18 protein-coding genes and 1 pseudogene are annotated in these 17006 nt (G+C 35.7%); 11 read left to right on the top strand and 8 right to left on the bottom strand.

Annotation, left to right across the window (positions count from 1 at the left end; translation table 11 throughout):
• The gene (gene coaD / locus NMK93_RS10790) at positions 1 to 474 is read left to right on the top strand and encodes a pantetheine-phosphate adenylyltransferase (RefSeq protein WP_185212185.1); all 474 of its coding nucleotides are present in this window, start codon (positions 1 to 3) and stop codon (positions 472 to 474) included.
• Here the strand turns inward: coaD and NMK93_RS10785 are convergent.
• Positions 466 to 1776 (bottom strand): DEAD/DEAH box helicase, encoded by a 1311-nt coding sequence (locus tag NMK93_RS10785; protein WP_254527239.1) that lies wholly within the window; start codon positions 1774 to 1776, stop codon positions 466 to 468. The two genes, coaD and NMK93_RS10785, sit on opposite strands and share 9 nt — an antisense overlap.
• A 420-nt stretch (positions 1777 to 2196) precedes the next feature.
• Between NMK93_RS10785 and NMK93_RS10780 the strand changes: the two genes are divergently transcribed.
• The 8 genes from NMK93_RS10780 (at position 2197) to NMK93_RS10745 (ending at position 8579) form a co-directional block, all read left to right on the top strand.
• Entirely contained in the window at positions 2197 to 2538 is a 342-nt protein-coding gene (locus NMK93_RS10780; RefSeq protein ID WP_254527238.1) for a hypothetical protein, read from the top strand.
• Positions 2539 to 3787: 1249 nt separating this feature from the next.
• The gene (locus NMK93_RS10775; RefSeq protein WP_254527237.1) at positions 3788 to 4315 is read left to right on the top strand and encodes a phage integrase SAM-like domain-containing protein; all 528 of its coding nucleotides are present in this window, start codon (positions 3788 to 3790) and stop codon (positions 4313 to 4315) included.
• A gap of 81 nt (positions 4316 to 4396) precedes the next feature.
• Entirely contained in the window at positions 4397 to 5038 is a 642-nt protein-coding gene (locus tag NMK93_RS10770) for a site-specific integrase (RefSeq protein WP_254527236.1), read from the top strand.
• A gap of 208 nt (positions 5039 to 5246) precedes the next feature.
• Positions 5247 to 6701 carry an HAD-IIIC family phosphatase gene (locus NMK93_RS10765; protein WP_254527235.1) on the top strand — a complete coding sequence of 485 codons (1455 nt, stop codon included), beginning with the start codon at positions 5247 to 5249 and terminating at the stop codon, positions 6699 to 6701.
• Entirely contained in the window at positions 6688 to 7485 is a 798-nt protein-coding gene (locus tag NMK93_RS10760; protein WP_254527234.1) for a DUF488 family protein, read from the top strand. The genes NMK93_RS10765 and NMK93_RS10760 overlap by 14 nt, the downstream gene beginning before the upstream one ends.
• Positions 7478 to 7945: a DUF488 family protein gene (locus NMK93_RS10755; protein ID WP_254527233.1), complete on the top strand. Its 468-nt coding sequence runs from the start codon at positions 7478 to 7480 to the stop codon at positions 7943 to 7945. The genes NMK93_RS10760 and NMK93_RS10755 overlap by 8 nt, the downstream gene beginning before the upstream one ends.
• The gene (locus NMK93_RS10750) at positions 7942 to 8214 is read left to right on the top strand and encodes a hypothetical protein (RefSeq protein ID WP_254527232.1); all 273 of its coding nucleotides are present in this window, start codon (positions 7942 to 7944) and stop codon (positions 8212 to 8214) included. The genes NMK93_RS10755 and NMK93_RS10750 overlap by 4 nt, the downstream gene beginning before the upstream one ends.
• A 104-nt stretch (positions 8215 to 8318) precedes the next feature.
• Positions 8319 to 8579: a hypothetical protein gene (locus tag NMK93_RS10745; protein WP_254527231.1), complete on the top strand. Its 261-nt coding sequence runs from the start codon at positions 8319 to 8321 to the stop codon at positions 8577 to 8579.
• Positions 8580 to 8726: 147 nt separating this feature from the next.
• Here the strand turns inward: NMK93_RS10745 and NMK93_RS10740 are convergent, their stop codons facing one another.
• The 5 genes and pseudogenes from NMK93_RS10740 to NMK93_RS10720 all read right to left on the bottom strand — a co-directional run bounded on the left by NMK93_RS10740 (position 8727) and on the right by NMK93_RS10720 (position 10808).
• On the bottom strand, positions 8727 to 9026 hold the full coding sequence (locus NMK93_RS10740) for a helix-turn-helix domain-containing protein (protein ID WP_254527230.1): 300 nt from the start codon (positions 9024 to 9026) through the stop codon (positions 8727 to 8729).
• Entirely contained in the window at positions 9023 to 9319 is a 297-nt protein-coding gene (locus NMK93_RS10735; RefSeq protein WP_076752779.1) for a helix-turn-helix domain-containing protein, read from the bottom strand. The genes NMK93_RS10740 and NMK93_RS10735 overlap by 4 nt, the downstream gene beginning before the upstream one ends.
• Before the next feature lie 101 nt (positions 9320 to 9420).
• Entirely contained in the window at positions 9421 to 9801 is a 381-nt protein-coding gene (locus NMK93_RS10730; protein ID WP_254527229.1) for a hypothetical protein, read from the bottom strand.
• A gap of 506 nt (positions 9802 to 10307) precedes the next feature.
• Positions 10308 to 10451: pseudogene (locus NMK93_RS10725) on the bottom strand (DUF3408 domain-containing protein); the annotation flags it as partial.
• A 12-nt stretch (positions 10452 to 10463) separates the two neighbouring features.
• A complete protein-coding gene (locus NMK93_RS10720) occupies positions 10464 to 10808 on the bottom strand; it encodes a hypothetical protein (protein WP_254527227.1) in 345 nt (114 codons plus the stop codon).
• Between the two features lie 546 nt (positions 10809 to 11354).
• On the opposite strand from NMK93_RS10720, the gene mobA reads away from it, so the two are divergent.
• Both mobA and mobB read left to right on the top strand, forming a co-directional pair.
• On the top strand, positions 11355 to 11789 hold the full coding sequence (gene mobA, locus NMK93_RS10715; protein WP_254527226.1) for a conjugal transfer protein MobA: 435 nt from the start codon (positions 11355 to 11357) through the stop codon (positions 11787 to 11789).
• Positions 11790 to 11793: 4 nt separating this feature from the next.
• Complete coding sequence (gene mobB, locus NMK93_RS10710; RefSeq protein WP_254527225.1) at positions 11794 to 13053, top strand: conjugal transfer protein MobB; 1260 nt, start codon at positions 11794 to 11796, stop codon at positions 13051 to 13053.
• A 79-nt stretch (positions 13054 to 13132) separates the two neighbouring features.
• Here mobB and NMK93_RS10705 read toward each other — a convergent pair whose 3' ends face one another.
• Both NMK93_RS10705 and NMK93_RS10700 read right to left on the bottom strand, forming a co-directional pair.
• Entirely contained in the window at positions 13133 to 13825 is a 693-nt protein-coding gene (locus tag NMK93_RS10705) for a M48 family metallopeptidase (RefSeq protein WP_254527224.1), read from the bottom strand.
• Positions 13825 to 16980, bottom strand: a complete 3156-nt coding sequence (locus NMK93_RS10700; protein WP_254527223.1) for a type I restriction endonuclease subunit R — start codon at positions 16978 to 16980, stop codon at positions 13825 to 13827. The genes NMK93_RS10705 and NMK93_RS10700 overlap by 1 nt, the downstream gene beginning before the upstream one ends.
• Positions 16981 to 17006 lie beyond the last annotated feature (26 nt).

The raw sequence follows: 17006 nt of genomic DNA, 5'->3' as shown, positions 1-17006 counted from the left end.
ATGAAAATAGCTGTCTTTCCAGGATCCTTTGATCCTTTCACCATTGCCCATCAGGATTTAATAAAAAGAGCATTGCCTCTCTTTGATAAGATATATATTGCTATTGGTGTAAATAGTTCCAAGGTGGGAATGATGGATGTAGAAAGCCGCCGATCTTCGATTACGGACCTTTATAGAGACAATGATCAAGTGGAGGTCGAATTCTATAATGGTCTGACCGTTGATTACTGTGAATCTATTGGAGCTAATTTTATTTTAAGGGGTCTGCGAAATGGTACCGATCTCGATTACGAAAATATCATTGCTCAGAACAATTTGTTATTGGCCCCTCAGATCGAGACTTACTTTTTGGTAAGCAGGAGCGGAGAGGCTCATATTTCTTCTACTATTGTTCGCGATATCTGGAAAAACAATGGAGATATCAGTCACCTTGTACCCGATATTATCCTGCAGTATATCAAGAAATTAGATTAGGTTTATCCTGACTTTTTGTCCCTTGATTTTACCGTTAGTGCCATTTTTGACAACCTTATTGGCGACTTCTGAACGGATAGCCACATAGGAATCATGAGGTTTCACTACGATCAAACCTAAATCATCTTTGCTAATCTCGGGTAAGTTCAAGATATATCCTACGATATCGATCTTGTTGACCTTCTGTTTCTTCCCGGCATTGATCCTTAAGGTCTTAAATTCTGGTTCTTCAGGAATAGGATAGAAGCCATCCAATTCAAGGGTCTCCGCACCTTCTAGATAATGAGCTGCGCGATCCTCATCGGTCAGGATACCATATACATAGCCCTTTTGTCCATTTCTGCCTGCACGTCCGTTTCTATGGATAAATTCATCCTCCTTATAAGGGAATTGATAGTGTACCACATGGTTCATTTCAGGGATATCCAAACCTCTCGCGGCTAAATCCGTGGTCACCAAAATGTTCTGGCTGCCATTCTTGATCTTAATGATTGTCAACTCACGGACAAACTGTTCCAATCCTCCATGGTAAGGTATGCTCTCGATCCCTTTCCCTTCCAATATCTCGGAAATATTATCTACAGCTTCCCTATGGTTACAGAAAACCAAAACCCGTTCGTTCCCAATTTTACAAAGCAATTTGAACAGGGACTCCAGTTTTAATTTAGTACTGCTCATGACCCTATAGTAAGTCAGGTCTGGTCTTAAACCGTGGTTATCTACATAATCCAATTTAATTGGGTCATTCAATTCCAGGAACGCTGGAATCTCTTCCATATCTGTTGCAGATGTCAGGATCTTATGCTTCACATCTCTACATGCCCTGACGATATAGCTTAATTGGTCCTGGAATCCTAATTCCAGTGATTTATCGAATTCATCCAATACCAATGTATGGCAACCTTCCAAAAGTGCAGGAACGCGGTCGATATGATAGATGATCCTTCCGGGAGTACCGATGATCAAAGTAGGTTGCTGTTTTATTTTATCTTTCTCCAGTTGGCTGTTGTTTCCGCCATATAATAAGGCAACATTGATAGCACTGTTCATTTGCTTGATAACCGATTCGATCTGCAATGCTAGCTCACGAGTAGGCACAACGATCATGGCTTTAGTACCTTTACTGATGTTGTCACCCAATAATTTGAACAATAACAAACTAAATGCTAGTGTCTTACCAGAACCAGTAGGAGATAGGAGTACAAGGTCACGGGATGTACTGAACTCTTTTAATACCTCTTCCTGCATAGGATTTAGTGCTTCGATGTTCAGATTTTTTAGATAGGTGTTCAAATGTTGCATGGACAAAATTATCATTAATGATCGGTATTTAAGCTTCCTAAGCTAAATTGAGCAAAAAAATTATAGGTTTGATTTTTTGGCATAGGTTTTGAGTATAAGATAGTATTCATAATTTAGGTTAATAATTGGTTAGTTAAGGATTGAAATCTCCCCGATTTCAATCCTTTTTTCTTTGAGACTAATTTGACCTTATTCGAGGCATATTCCGAAAATTCGCAAAATGGATAAAATAATTTCAAACAGATGTTCGAATGTGCCCCGACTATGTCTCGAATAAGGATAAGATAGAAACTATGCAATCGACAGAATTTTATCCTCCTTTGGGAAGGTAATTGGTGAACTATTCTTTCCTTCGGTTAGCACCTAATTGTCGTCCTGACGTAGGAAGGATCTTGGAACAATGAAAACCTAAATTTAGCTATGATTGCCTTGGTGAATAGTTCCTTTACCTTCGGTTGCCACCAAATTGTCGTCCTGACGCAGGAAGGATCTCGGAACAATGAAAACCTAAATTTAGTTATGATTGCATTGGCGTACAGTTCACAATTCTTCAGTTGCCACCAAACTGTCGTCCTGACGCAGGAAGGATCTCGGAACAATGCGAACCTAAATTTAGCTATGATTGCCTTGGCGTACAGTTCACAATTCTTCAGTTGCCACCAAACTGTCGTCCTGACGCAGGAAGGATCTCGGAACAATGCGAACCTAAATTTAGCTATGATTGCATTGGCGTGCAGGTCCTGCACCTTCGGTGCAGAATGACAGTACCTATGGGGGGGGAACCGTACAGATTCTTCACTGATCGTTCAGAATTGGATATTCCAGAGAGGGATTCACGATCCTTGAAATAGTTCTGTTTAGATATTTTCGTTAACTAATGACATTGACCGATGGGGAGGTTCATTAATATCTTGCTACATCCTCTTATCCTTTCCATCCTGGTTCAAAAGCGTACAGTTCCTTAACCTTCGGTTAAGCATGACAGGATATTAGGGAGAAGAAGCGTACAGATTCTTCACTAGCCGTTCAGAATTGGAATTGAGATAGAGAGGGATTCAGAGAGAAGCGAAGAATCTATTGTTGTTAATTTTAGGAATGCTGTCATCGTGAGTAGAGCGAACGAACTTTTTTTCTTTCTTCGGGAAGATATTTGGAACAACATTTCGTTGAACAATCCGATTTTCTACATAGATGTCACCCCTTCCAGGGGTTCTCAATTTATACAAACAACAATCCTTCCGTAGGAAGTCCTTTAGCAACGGCTCATTTCCAGTGGCGGAGAGATGGAAAGAATGCCGATGCCCCGTGTGATGGGATTGGCCTTGGGATGCTTTCAAAAAATTCTCCATCAAAAGGGAGAATTTTGAAGGAAGATATCCCCGACAACAAGGCATTCTTGTCCATGTGCGGATGACTGTGCGAAAAGCCACCTTAAATGGGCCGAAGCGTTTTGGTTACTTTTGGGCTTCAAAAGTAACGGAGAATAAGTATTTTTTTCCTTAACTTAATGACATTGCCCGATGGGGTTCCTATCTCTAAATTTCAATACCCATTTTCCTATTACTTGCCTACCAATGTCATCACATTCTAATAAAAATTACATGCCTTTGTTACTTGTCCATTACCAAAAAACAAATTGCTTTACAGCTTACCCTTGATGGAATTGAATAGGATGTAGTTTTTATTGTTTTGTAATAAAACTATAAGATTTTCTTTTGGTTTATTTAAAGGAAAGAGCTTAAATTTAAAATAAATTTTCAGTAAAAATACATCAAAGATTAAAAACAGGGAAAACGATTGTAAATAAAGGCTTTACAATCGTTTTTTGATTTTTTGGTAATGATGTAAAAAGCAGAAAAAAGCGAGGTTAGGCAAAAGTAAGGTTACTAAAACGTTACTTTCAAGTATTAGAAGCAACCGCTTTAAAATACTGTATTTCAGCTTTCTGCATAGTTTTTCATATTGTTCCGTAGCTCACATAGGTTTAATTTTATCATTAAGAATTGTGAGTATGGAAACGACAAAAAAATCAACGTTTAAGGTTCTTTTCTACCTTAAAAAGAATGCCCCGAAGAAGAACGGGAAAGTTACGGTTATGTGCAGAATTACTGTAAACGGTAATCAATCTGCATTCAGCACAAAGCTGGATATTTCCGCAACAAATTGGGATTTGAAGTACGGCAGGGTTTTAGGTAAAAGCCGAGAAGCACAAGACACAAACAGCAAACTCGACAAAATCCGTTTGGGTATCGAAGAATGCTATTCCAAAATTTTAAAGAATGAGGGAGCTGTAAACAGTACCAAACTTAAAAATGCCGTTCTTGGGATGGAAAGCGGAGAACTGACCTTTTTCAAATTCTATGAACAGTTCCTTTCGGACTATGAGAAAAAGGTCAATAACGGACTTCGGGTAAATGGTACACGCAGTAAATACAAAACACTTTTAAAGCACCTGCGTAATTTTGCACTGACAAAGTACGGATATTCTGACTTATCATTCAACGATCTTACATCTGATTTTGTACAGGACTTTGATTAGTACCTGCGTGACGACCAAAGCTTGACACACAACACCATTTGGCTGTATATGATTGGATTTACTACGCTTTGCCGATTGGCAATGAGTAGAAAACATCTTGCTTTCAACCCGTTCAGCGAATACAAGAATACCAAAAAGGACAAAGATCGTGGGTATCTGCTACGGAATGAATTGGAACCGCTCGTAACCTTTAACTGCGAGAAAAAGAAAGACGAATTAGTTAAAGACTTGTTTATTTTCAGTTGCTTTACAGGTCTTTCTTATTCAGATATAAAAGGACTTAAGAATAGTAATATTCAAGATTTTTTTGACGGTAACCGATGGATTATCATACGTAGGAAAAAGACAGCCACATCGTCAAACGTGATGCTGTTGGATATTCCCAAAATGATTATTGAGAAATATGCGGGATTTTCAAAGGATGGAAAGGTATTTCCTGTACCTTCAAATACAGTCTGTAATGATAGCCTAAAGAGAATATCACAACTTATTGACTGCCTGAAAGAAAAGAAAGTAACCTTTCATTTGGCACGCCATACGTTTGCCACGCTGTTTTTGAGTGAGGGTGTTCCGCTGGAAAGTTTGAGCAAAATGTTAGGGCATAAGAATATTGCCACAACACAGATTTATGCCAAGATACTTAACGAGAAAGTTGGAAAGGATATGCAAAAGGTATCACACAAATTTAAGGGTATGGAAAGCTCTTTTGTAGCTCAACTCTGAAACATATAAAGCAATTATAGAAAGCCAACACAGTTTTTGTATTGGCTTTTTTGTATTTTAGCTGTTGAGGAAACAAATAAATATTTACAAACAATTAAAAACGAATAACTCTCGCCCACCCGAGAGTTGTGTGGTATGTTACGAAACCCTCGTCATAACAAGAAGCGAAAATAAAGACACTAAATTTGAATTAAATTGACCGTAGAAAATGGCGAAATTAGAAACGAAAAATATAAATTCACTTTGTGGAAGAAGTCAAATAGTTGACAACCCATTTCTGAGTGTTTACATAAATGACTATATCAGAAAATTTCGAAGCTATAACGAAGATGAATTTGTCATAACGATTTCAGGTCTAAATAGCTTCATTTCGCAAGATGACACTATTTTAAATCGCTTATTTGAACAGTTAAAACAAAATAAATTTACTATTGAAAACGTAGGCAATAAAAAAAATACTAATGATATTCAAATTAACTGTAGAAACGCCACAAAGAACTCATCTTACAATTTCAAATATCAGATTCAAGACATTCCAACGTTAATCGAACTTTCAGGCAAAACAGATTTACCACTAATTGGAATAATTATAACCAAGATTGTTGCACAAATAATTTGCAAAATAAAAACGCTATACAAGGCTGTAGTACTTGATTTAGATGATACTTTATGGTTTGGTACACTATCTGAAATTGGGATTGATGAAATCATGAAGAATATGAAAACTGAAAAGGGAGTTTCTTTTATTGAATTTATGAAATTTGTTAAAACGCTTGGGAATGAATTAGGTATTTTCATTGCAATCTGTTCAAGAAATGACTCTAAAGAAGTTGAATCGGCTATAAATGAATTAAGCGAAGATATTTTTCCTCTAAAAAATCAAATAGATTTTATAATTACAAATGAAAATGATAAAAGTGAAAACATCAAAATCATAGCTAATCAACTATCTATTTTACCAAGTTCTATTCTATTTATTGACGATAATCAATTAGTCAGAGATGAAGTTAAAAGCAAATTACCCGAAGTATTTGTTCCCGAATGGAATAATCACAACGAATTAGTCGCTCAATTAATTGTAGGATGTTTGTTTGAAAGAAATGAACTGTCTTTAAGTTCACAAAATAGACGGAAAGAATATAGAATAATTCAAACGGAACGCAATCAAAATTATTTACCCACATTATCAATTAAAATAATAAACGACAATAAACATATTGAATCCATAAAATTATATTCCAAATCAAACCAATTCAAATTTTCGAGTATTGACAATGATTTTCATAAAGGAGCAAAATCTGTTTATTTTGAAATACTTAGAGAAAATGGTGAAAATTTAGGAGTTTGCTCTGCAATAACATACATTATCACCAATAGCACTATGCAAATTCTTAATTGGGCTTTGAGTTGTAGATATTTTGAGATAGGAGTTGAAGAGTTTATATTAAACTTTATACAAAATATTGCTAATAAAAACAAAGTTTTTATTAATTATGTAGATTCAGGAAACAACCAAAAGGTTAATGAACTTATTTTGAAATATTCAGACGCTTTTAAAACTAACGACAAAAATGACGTGATTGAAATCATTTTTACAACAAATATTTTAGAACAAATAGCCACTAACACAAACATAATAGAATTTAAAAATGGAAAAACTTAAATTATATACATTAGGCTATACATTGTTTCAAAATGGAAATATGATAGACATTGAAAAAATGCTCAATACTTTGAAAGATTTCAAAGTATCGCATTTAGTAGATATCCGTTCTGTTCCTTACTCAAAACAATTTCCACAATGTAATGCAGACAACCTAAAATTAGCAAGTAAACATTTTTCAATTTCATATGGTCATATGCCAGAACTTGGAGCAAAGGCAAGTCCGATGCAAGATGTTTTTTCAAAAGCTTCTGATATATTTTTTGAAGACATATTTCCAATTTCAAAAAGTAATAGACCTGAAAAAACAGAACTTTTTGATTACGAAGAAATCGTTGATTTTCAAAAATTCAGAAATGATGAGTATTTCTCAGAAGGCATAAAAAGAATTGAAAAGGCATATGAAAATGAATATACTGTTGCACTTATGTGTAGCGAAAAAAGACCTGTAGATTGTCATAGATTCTTTTTTGTAAGCCAAAAGATTGAAGAGAAGTTTGGAGATTGGATTGAAGTTCTTCATATAACTAAAAACAAAAATGGAGAAATTGAAACTGTATCTAATGAAAACATAAATACAGAGTTATCCGAAGTGATATTCAATAAAACTGAAATCAAAAAATTAGATGTTTTAAATTCAAGTTTTTTTGAATCAGCTAAAATTGAGAATTACTTTGGCAACACGTTACAAGATAAAAAAAATGACTTTTGTGATAGATATTGGAATCTATTACACGGTTGGAAATTAGACAAGAACAACAATAATTTTAACGAGTATGATTAATTTATTTAGCATAGGTTTTACCCAAAAATCAGCAGAGGATTTTTTTGGATTATTAAAGAATAACAATATTGACTGCCTGATAGATGTTAGGTTAAACCCAAATGGACAATTATCAAGATTTGCCTTTGAAAAAGATTTGCCTTTTTTCTTAGACAAGTTGGCTAATGGTTGCAAATATGCTCATAGAGTGGATTTAGCACCACAAAACGAATTACTGAAAGAAGTAAGAACCAAAGGTTCTGCAATGAGCAAAGACTATAAATTATTTGAGGTAGAGTTCAACAAGTATTTAGAAAAAGAATCAAAAATTGATAATTTTGTTGAACAATTTAAAGCCTTTAAAAATGTTGCACTTCTTTGTTCAGAACATACAACAGAAAAGTGTCATCGTAGATTAGTAACTGATATGTTACTTAATAAATTCAGCAACAATATAAAATTTGGTAAACATTTGAAATGAAAAAAAAAGTATTACTATTAGCTGTTAGCTGTAAAACCGGTGGTCTATGTCCAGGAGGACTTGACTTGGACAATCCAAGCCAATGGATAAGAATAGTTAAAGACGATGGTCGTGCAGGTGCTGTGCAAGGTCACGAAATTGACTTTGCCAAACCTCTTGATATTATTGAGTTTGATGGAAGACCAATGCCTCAAGGCAAACAACAGGAAAATTGGGTGATTGATAATAATTCTGCAGAAAAGTTGGAAATAGAACTGAAGATGTTTTAGAATGGGCATATCAACAATATGGCTATAAGGGTTTTTGGGGAAATTATAGAGCATACTTAAATGAAGACGAATTTGCTGCTGTAAGTGCACCGTCAGAATCATTTATGAAAGTCTCAAATGTAAAAATTTACAAAAACAATAATGATAAGGCAAAAATTGATTTTGATTGGTCGGGTGCAAGATTCAGAATTAAGTGGGTTTCAATGACAGACCAAGACTTTTATGATAGGATTCGTGAAGGTGAAGTTACTTTTGACAATGCGTATATAATAACTTCAATCCCGAAAGAAATTGACGAATGGGTTAATCCCAATACAGGCGAAAAACAAGCATACAAATTTGTAAGTAAGATATTCAATATTTAACGTGAGAAAAACCAGAGAACACAACATGCAGTTTGGCAAAATGGCGGGTTTAGTGCAGAACTCAAGGGTAGTTCTTCGATTGAACTTTTGTACAAAACTGAACATTTTTTGCTTCGATTCCCGCCACTTCGCCAAGCTTCTAAAACGTTAAATTCCTAAACTATCCCAACGCTGATAGTTATCTTCCAATACCTTGATAATATCGCTTTCACGGAAAAGGATTTTCCGTTCGAGCTTGATAAAGGGTATCAGTCCGTCATCTCTGTACTGTTGTAACGTCCGTTTGCTGATATGCAACATCTCGCAAACCTGTTCGCCCGAAAGATAAATTTCCCCTTTTAAGAGTGGATGAAAATATTCCCTGATATACAGCAGTTCATTTTTGATACCTACCACAGCTTCGAGCAAGGCAAGCATATCCTCGTTTGAATTTCCAATGTGTTTCATTTCTTTTGCTTTTTTAATGGTCGCTCTCCCTGCATCAGTAACTCCACTTCGGACAATCTGAAATACGTTTTCCGATTGATTTGCGTTGCCCCAAGAATGCCTTTTGCCCTGTACGTCTGCAATGTTCTTTTGCTAATGTTCAGTAGTTGGCAGGCTTCCTGTTGGTCGAGCCATTTCGTTGCCTGTTGCAATGCTTTGTAGGGTGCGGTCATTTCCGCAATTAGATTGGAAACTTCCTTTACTTCCCTATGCAATGCTTTTAAAATCTGAATGTCTAAAACTGTTATTTCCATATCTGCATCATTTAAACCTCTAAAATAAAAGCTATTTACATAGGTCATTCCAATGTTGCCGTCAGAGGTAGCGTTTGGCGTTCAGATGTAAAATACTCGGCTTATATTCCCAACTTTGGCTTATTGTTTTTCTGGAGAGCTTGTTGCGGTTTGATTGCGTTGTCTGTCTTCAAGGAAGGTTTTTTGTTTTTCTGTACAATCTGACTTTTTTCATCGTTTTTGAAATCCGAAAACATAACCGTTTTTGTTGCACCTATTACGCTTTCAGGTTCGGTAGTTTGTTTTTGTTGTTCAACACGCTTGCCCCCGAACAGCTTGCCCAGACCTAAACCCTTTGTATCTTTGAATTGACGTTTAAAGTTGGTAATGAAATTGGAAATTGGGTCGCTATGCTTATCGACCTGCATAAAAGGAGTGTTCTTTTTCTTCTCAGATAGCTCGTTTTCTTTACGCTCTTTTTCGGTAATTGTTTTTTGTTTCATAGGTTCAAAATTTCCCCAATATAGAACCCAAAGGAATGTATTTTTTTCATTTGGCATTACGTGGCAGTATTTGGCTTATGTTGGCACGATATGAATAGAAAGTAATCCTTAAAACACTTTAAATTTTCCTCGCAAAGCTCTTATACATTTAAAGAGTTTTGTACGGATAAAGGAAAGCATACCAAAAACACCCCATACTTTGCCCTTACGTGTTTTTTGTATCCTTTCTTTGATTGGAATTGATAAAAAAAAGAACAAAAGATAGCAAAGATAAGGCGGACAGCCACCGCACCACCCAACCAAAAGCTTACGGCATAATAGCAGGGCCAATATGGTGGCTTCGCCCAGTTGTTGTGTGATTGCCCTGCCACCCTTCGGGATTTATTCCGTTTCCTTTTGGTTCTTCCACCTGTCCGTCTTGTTAAAATGGCTTTCTTTTTTTCTGTTTTTTTGTTTTGGAAACAATTTTTAAGAAGGAGTTACGCATCCTGACCAAAGGACGGTTATCAAAATAACGGTTTGTGCTTATCGTTATAGATTTCCTTAATGAGTTCCCCAAACTCCTGAAAGTGGTATTCGATAATATTGTCCAGATACGCATAAATCGTCAGTTTGTCGATGCCCATAATATTGGTAAGCCTGTTAAATGTTTCGTGGTGTTCCTACCGTACATAGACCGATTTACCCCTACTTGCAGTACTGTTCGGAATTTTAAAGAACTGTCCACAGTAATCCTCTTTGGTCAGCTTCTTTGGCTTGGAGGTACTTTTTTTCGTACTGTTCGCTGACGGTTTAGTTTGTTCCGTTTCTTTTGCTATTTCCTCGAGTTCTTCTCCTACCATTATACGCATAATAGCTTCCTCATCAACTTCGGGTTTTGCAAAGTCTCCCCGATGTGTTATTCCTTGTTGTTTCATCAAAGATTGTTTCTTTTCATCAGTTAGGAAATTTTCAATAGAAAAATCCTCTTTTTTGGTTTGCTGATTTTTGTTTTCTTCGTGTATCATATCTCTAAATTTTAATATTATATCCAATTAGCTGTTTGGCTAGCTAAGCAGTCAGTTGTATGTACGATTGCACCTATGTAACAACCTATCTACCTATGCACCTGCATACACTTAACTGCTAGTTCATTAACTCAAAAATCTGTAATTCGTCTGAATTCAATCACGCAGATTTGCTGTCGGGATTTTTGCTGTTCAGTTATTTAATTATGGGCATAACCAATCAGCCAGTTAACCAGATACAAAGGAAATAAAAGCAATTTCAATCCCCATAAAGGTGGTACTATTTGGCGTTTATTGGCTTTGTTTGGCGTGATTGTAAGTTGTTGTTATTCAAATAGTCTTATCGAACTTTGTAATGGAAGCGACTGCTTTTTTCGGCTAACTCCAATCCGTTTGCAAAACGGATTTTTCTGAACTCCTGTTCAGAGCAAGTTATCTCTTGAGGTCCTCGAAATAAATTTCCGCACCTCAAGAGCCCTTGCCCTTGCAGGGGGCTGGAAACGGCTCCGAAGTTGCTCGTTTGTTTAAAAATTAAAATGGATTATTATGGAAGAGAAAAACAGAAAACAGATTAGGAAAACAGGACGAAAACCAAAGATTGACCCTGCGGTAAATCGGTATTCCATCAACCTGAACGCAGAGGACAATGCCAAATTTCTTGCCCTCTTTGACCAATCAGATATGAAAGTAATCGCCCATTTTATTACTGCCTGCATCTTTCAGAAGACCGTAAAGACCGTAAAGATTGATATGAATGCAATAGAATATCACGAAAAGTTGACCCGATTTTTTAGCCAGTTCCGAGCAATCGGAACAAATTACAATCAGATTGTGAAGATATTGTACCGCAATTTTTCGGAGAAAAAAGCAGGAACATACCTTTTTAAATTGGAAAAAGAAACGATAGAATTGGTACAAGTTACTAAAGAAGTTATCCGTTTGACACAAGAATTTGAAGAAAAACATCTGAAAAAAGATTAAAGTTATGATTGCAAAAATTGGAAAGGGAAGCAATATGTATGGAGCGATTTTGTACAATCAACAGAAAGTATATAAAGAAAACGGAGCGGTTCTGCTCTTGAACAAGATACCTGACACAGTTGACGGCAAGTATTCCGTAGCCTATTTTAAAAAATGCTTTGAGCCGTATTTATCGGCAAACATCAAAACGGAAAAGACGGTACGCCATATTTCGCTGAACCCAGATCCTGCGGATAAGGTCAGCGATGAGCAGTTTACGGAAATGGCACAGGAGTATATGGAACGTATGGGGTATGGTAATCAACCTTATATTGTTTTCAAGCATACGGATATTGACCGAACACATATACACATTGTTTCAACCTGTGTAGACATTGACGGTAAGAAAATTCCTGATGCTTACGACCATCCACGCTCAATGGCTATTTGTCGGGATTTGGAAACGAAATACAACCTGCAAAAAGCCACCGAGCAAGAGCAGAAACAAACCGATAAGATTTTCAAAAAAGTGGAACAGCAGAAAGGCGACATTAAAAGTCAGATTGCTTCGGTAGTACGGCATTTGCCGAAATATTATCAGTACACAAGTCTTGGAACATACAACGCTTTACTTTCGTTTTTTAATATCACGGCAGAGGAAATAAAGGGCGAACGCAACGGAGAACCTGTACACGGATTAGTATATTTCGCTTTGAACGACAAGGGAGAAAAGGTAAGCAATCCATTCAAAGCATCGCTATTCGGAAAAGATGCAGGCGTTGCACAACTTCAAAAACATTTTGAGCACTCCAAAGAGAAAATGAAAACTAACCCTGCAAGGTCTGTCCTAAAGAATACCGTTGAATTGGCTATACACACCACAAACAACGAAAGTGAATTTAAAAAGCAATTGACTGAGGAGGGTATTAATACGGTTGTGAGACGTAATAGTGAAGGACGAATTTACGGTATGACCTTTATTGACCACGAAAACCGTAGCGTTTGGAACGGCTCACAATTAGACAGAAACTTGTCGGCAAACGTATTCAACGATTGGTGGAACAACGGAAATAAACCCGAATTGAAGATACAGGATAGCCCTGTTTCCAATACCAACACGATAGACCACCAACCAACGAAAGACCTTTTTGAGTTTATCTCTCAGGAGCATTCAGCTAATTCCGATTTGGGATTGTTCAACTTGCTACCCGATGCACAGGGTGAAGATTACGAGGAGGAACAGTTTGCTAAACAAATGAAGAGAAAGAAGAATAGGCGAATCTAATATTGCTCCTTCATCTTTCTGTAAAGTAAGGTTTGTTATTCATATTATGAATAAACAACAGTAGGTAGAATCTTTGCAATCAGGCAAATGAATTTAATTTTTCCTTTCTTTTCTCCCAATCAGGCATCATCAAAGTGAGTAAATCAAAAAAATCCTGATTATGGTGTTTATGAACCGTATGACACAATTCATGCATAATGACATACTCAATACACCTTTTAGGAGTGTGAATTAATTTAGGATTGAAGATAAGTTTATTTTTAATAGTACAACTTCCCCATCGGGTGGGCATATCCTGAAAATAAATGTCATTCGGAGCCTTGAAGCGTTCTGAAAATTTTTTAATGATAGGTTTTGCTATTTCGCTTATTTTACTGTATGCTCTTTGTTTTAACCACTCATCGAAAAACATCTGTGCTTTTTCCTTATTTTTTACTGTAATTAAAAACAGATTTCCTTTGTAGGTGACTTCTTCCTTCTCAGATTTTTCAACAACTAATTTATACTGCCTTCCTAAATATAAAATAGAATACCCCGATTTTATTTCATAGGAAATTTCTGTTGCATCAAAATTCAAGAAATAAGACTGTTGTTTGCATATCCAGTGGGCTTTTTTTAAAAGTGATTCTTTAATTTTTCCCAACGATATTTCTAATGGAGCTACAACAAAGACAGAAGTGTCTGGCAATATTTTAATACCAATCGTTTTGCGATTAGAGTATTGTAATTCAAATTCTATCTTTTGTTTTCCGTATTGAATGCTTTCTTTCATTATCTGTTTGCGATGGCAATATCAATTAATTTTTTTGTTAATTCATCTGCCTTAGCCATAGAAACATCAAAGACATCCATTAAATAATCTCCAAAATCTAATTCGATTTTATTGATAATGTCAGTGCGTTTATGCCAATCTACAACTTCAAATTTTGTAACAATTTCATCAAACATTTTTGTAATTTCTACTTCTTTATCGATTAAATAACTTTCTTGCTTTAGCAGTTGAAAAACAGCAATATTTCTAGTTTTTTCTTTAATATCATCTGGAATATCATCAGAAAAACCTTTTGCAGCTTGTTCTTTATAGTCGGTCAACCTTCTTAATGCTTCAATTTCAGACAGACGATTCGCACGCATTTCTGCAATAGTTTCGCTGATTAGTTCAGATAGTTTTTTGAATAACGCAGGATTAGCATCAATATTGATCGATAAATATTTTGAAGTTGCAGCTGCAATCTTTTCAGCTTTAGCTCTTGGCCCTACGAGTTTTTCAACTTCTTCAGCAAAGGCTTCCGTATCTAGAATATTCAGAGGTTCCACTAAACGGATGATTTCTTCTGTAATGACGTGCTGATCCAGCAATTTTTGCAATTGCTTTTCGTATTGTGTAAAACTGATTTTATCCAGATAGATCGAATTTGCTGCTACACGAATACCTGCAAATTTTTTAAGATCGTCTTTATATTGCTTAATTTCTTGCTCTGGTGTTTGGTTATGAAAGTCAATAGAAGACAATGCTACCTTTAGTATTCTGGCAAAAACATTAAATTTATTATAGAAATCATCTCTTATAGACTGGTCAGATAAGAAGACTATATATTCATCGATATTTTGCTTATTGCTAATGGTTTTGAAAATATTTAACAAATCAGTATGAGCACGAGGTAATTTATTTATTTCTTCAGAAATATCCGTTAAAGAACCTGCCAGATCTTTTGGATCAAAAGAATTATCATCCCCAGAATAATTCTCCAAAGCTTCCTGAAGCTCTTCCATTATACCTGCATAATCAATAATGTATCCATAATCCTTGCCTGGAAAAACTCTGTTTACTCTGGCAATTGCCTGAAGCAATGTATGTTCCCGTAACTTACGGCATAAATACATCACAATCGTCTGAGGTACATCAAACCCGGTAAGAAGCTTATCAATAACAATCAGTAATTCAATATTTTCACCTTTTTCGTATTGTTGTATGATATCTTCATCTATCCGCTGACCGTATTTTGTTTTTAATAACTCATAATATTGAGTGACTTCGGGTGATTCAGAGCTGTGTACGTCTTCATTATTTTCTCTTGTATCGGGAGCCGACATTACCACTTCCGTTTTTACTTTCCCGATCAGGTCAAATGCTTTCTTGTATTTAACGGCAGTTAATTTGTCTGGACAAACCACCATTCCTCTGAAACCTGAATGTATTCCAGTTTTATCTTTTCCCCAGTTTGACTGAAAATGTTTGCTGATATCAAAAGCAATTTGATCAATGTTTTGTTCCGTTTTGGTAATCAACCCTGCCCGGCTCATTTTCTTTTTCAGATCGGCACGTTGATATTCTTCAAGATCTTCCATCACCATATCCACACTTTTATCAAGCACTTTTCGGTTTACATCCTGTACAGCCAATCTTCCTTCATATAAAATAGGAATAATAGCACCATCTTCAACTGCTTCTGAGATGGGGTAAGTATCTATTATACCTCCAAATTTATTCGCAGTGTTCTTTTGTTTTTTCATCAACGGCGTTCCTGTAAACACGATAAAGCAAGCATTAGGTAATACTTTTTCCATATTCACATTAAAAATACCATGCTGTGTTCGGTGTGCTTCATCAATTAATACAAAAATATTGTGACTGGTTAATTGATTATCTGGTAAACTTTTGACTGCTGCATCAAACTTGTTAATAATAGTGGTAATTACAAAATCCCCATTACCTTTCAGTAAGCTCACTAACTGTTTACCAGATGCGGCATTGATGACATCGACTTCTACTTTTTGTAATGTTTTTGTGATCTGTCCGTCTAAATCAATTCTATCTGTTACTAAAATAATCTGAGGATTATTTATTGTGTCTTGAATTTTACGAGCCAGCATTGCCATTGTCAAAGATTTTCCGCTACCTTGTGTATGCCAGATAACCCCTCCTTTTCTTTTACCGTTACGAACAGGTTTTATCCGTTCAATGATTTTGTTGATGGAAAAGAACTGCTGAAAGCGGGCAATTTTTTTGACAACACCAGCTTCAAACAGAATAAAGTCCTTAACAATAGTTAATAAACGCTCAGGACTTAACAAACCTTGGATAAAAATATCCTGTTGGGTAGGTGCTACGTATTGTTGATACTTTTCTTGGTATGCAATATGGTCTGATTTAGTTCTAATATCTGGATTTGAGAAAAGTTTTCTTTCTATATCCTTTGATAAAGCGGTATTTACTAATCTATCTAAACTGTCAACAAACTGTGTTTCCTTTTCTTTCCAGATCGCCCAAAACTCTTCTTTCGTGTTTGTAGTGGCATATTTAGTTTCTAACAGAGACGTTGCTAATAATACCTGACTATACACATACAAACTTTGAATACCATTTTCTTGTTGGTTCCTGATATGCTGGGAAATTGCCTGTTTTATTGGTTCTTTAATTGTTGGACTTTTACACTCTATAACAGCTAATGGAATACCATTGACAAATAAAACAATATCAGGTCGGTACGTATCTTTTCGTCCTGTACGTAATACCGAAAATTCTTCCGATACGTGGTAATAATTGTTAGCAGGATTTTCCCAATCAATATATTGAATGGTATGACTTTTTTTGTCACCATCAATAGATTGTTCTAAAGCATGTCCAAATACCAACAAATTATAGATTTGATTACAAGCTTGAACCAATCCCTCAGAAAGCGGTATATCCTGAATTTTCTGGATAGCTTTTTCAATATTTGCTGGTTCAAACTTCGTTTTTTTGCTTCCGATTTTAATATCATTAATATACATCAAACGCTCTCGGAGGATATCAGTTAAGATCACGTTACTTTCTCTATTCTCTCGAAGTTGTAAGGCTTCGCTGGAAGATAAGTAACTATACCCCAAATTAATAAGTAGTTTGAGTGCCGGAATTTGTGATATATTATCTTCGGTAAAAGCCATTAGAGATTATGAGTTACGATATATCT

Source organism: Sphingobacterium sp. LZ7M1, from assembly GCF_024296865.1.
In the GTDB taxonomy this organism is placed as follows: Bacteria; Bacteroidota; Bacteroidia; order Sphingobacteriales; family Sphingobacteriaceae; genus Sphingobacterium.
The sequence above is the reverse complement of the archived record's forward strand: the minus strand, read 5'-3'. Positions and strand labels throughout refer to the sequence as shown.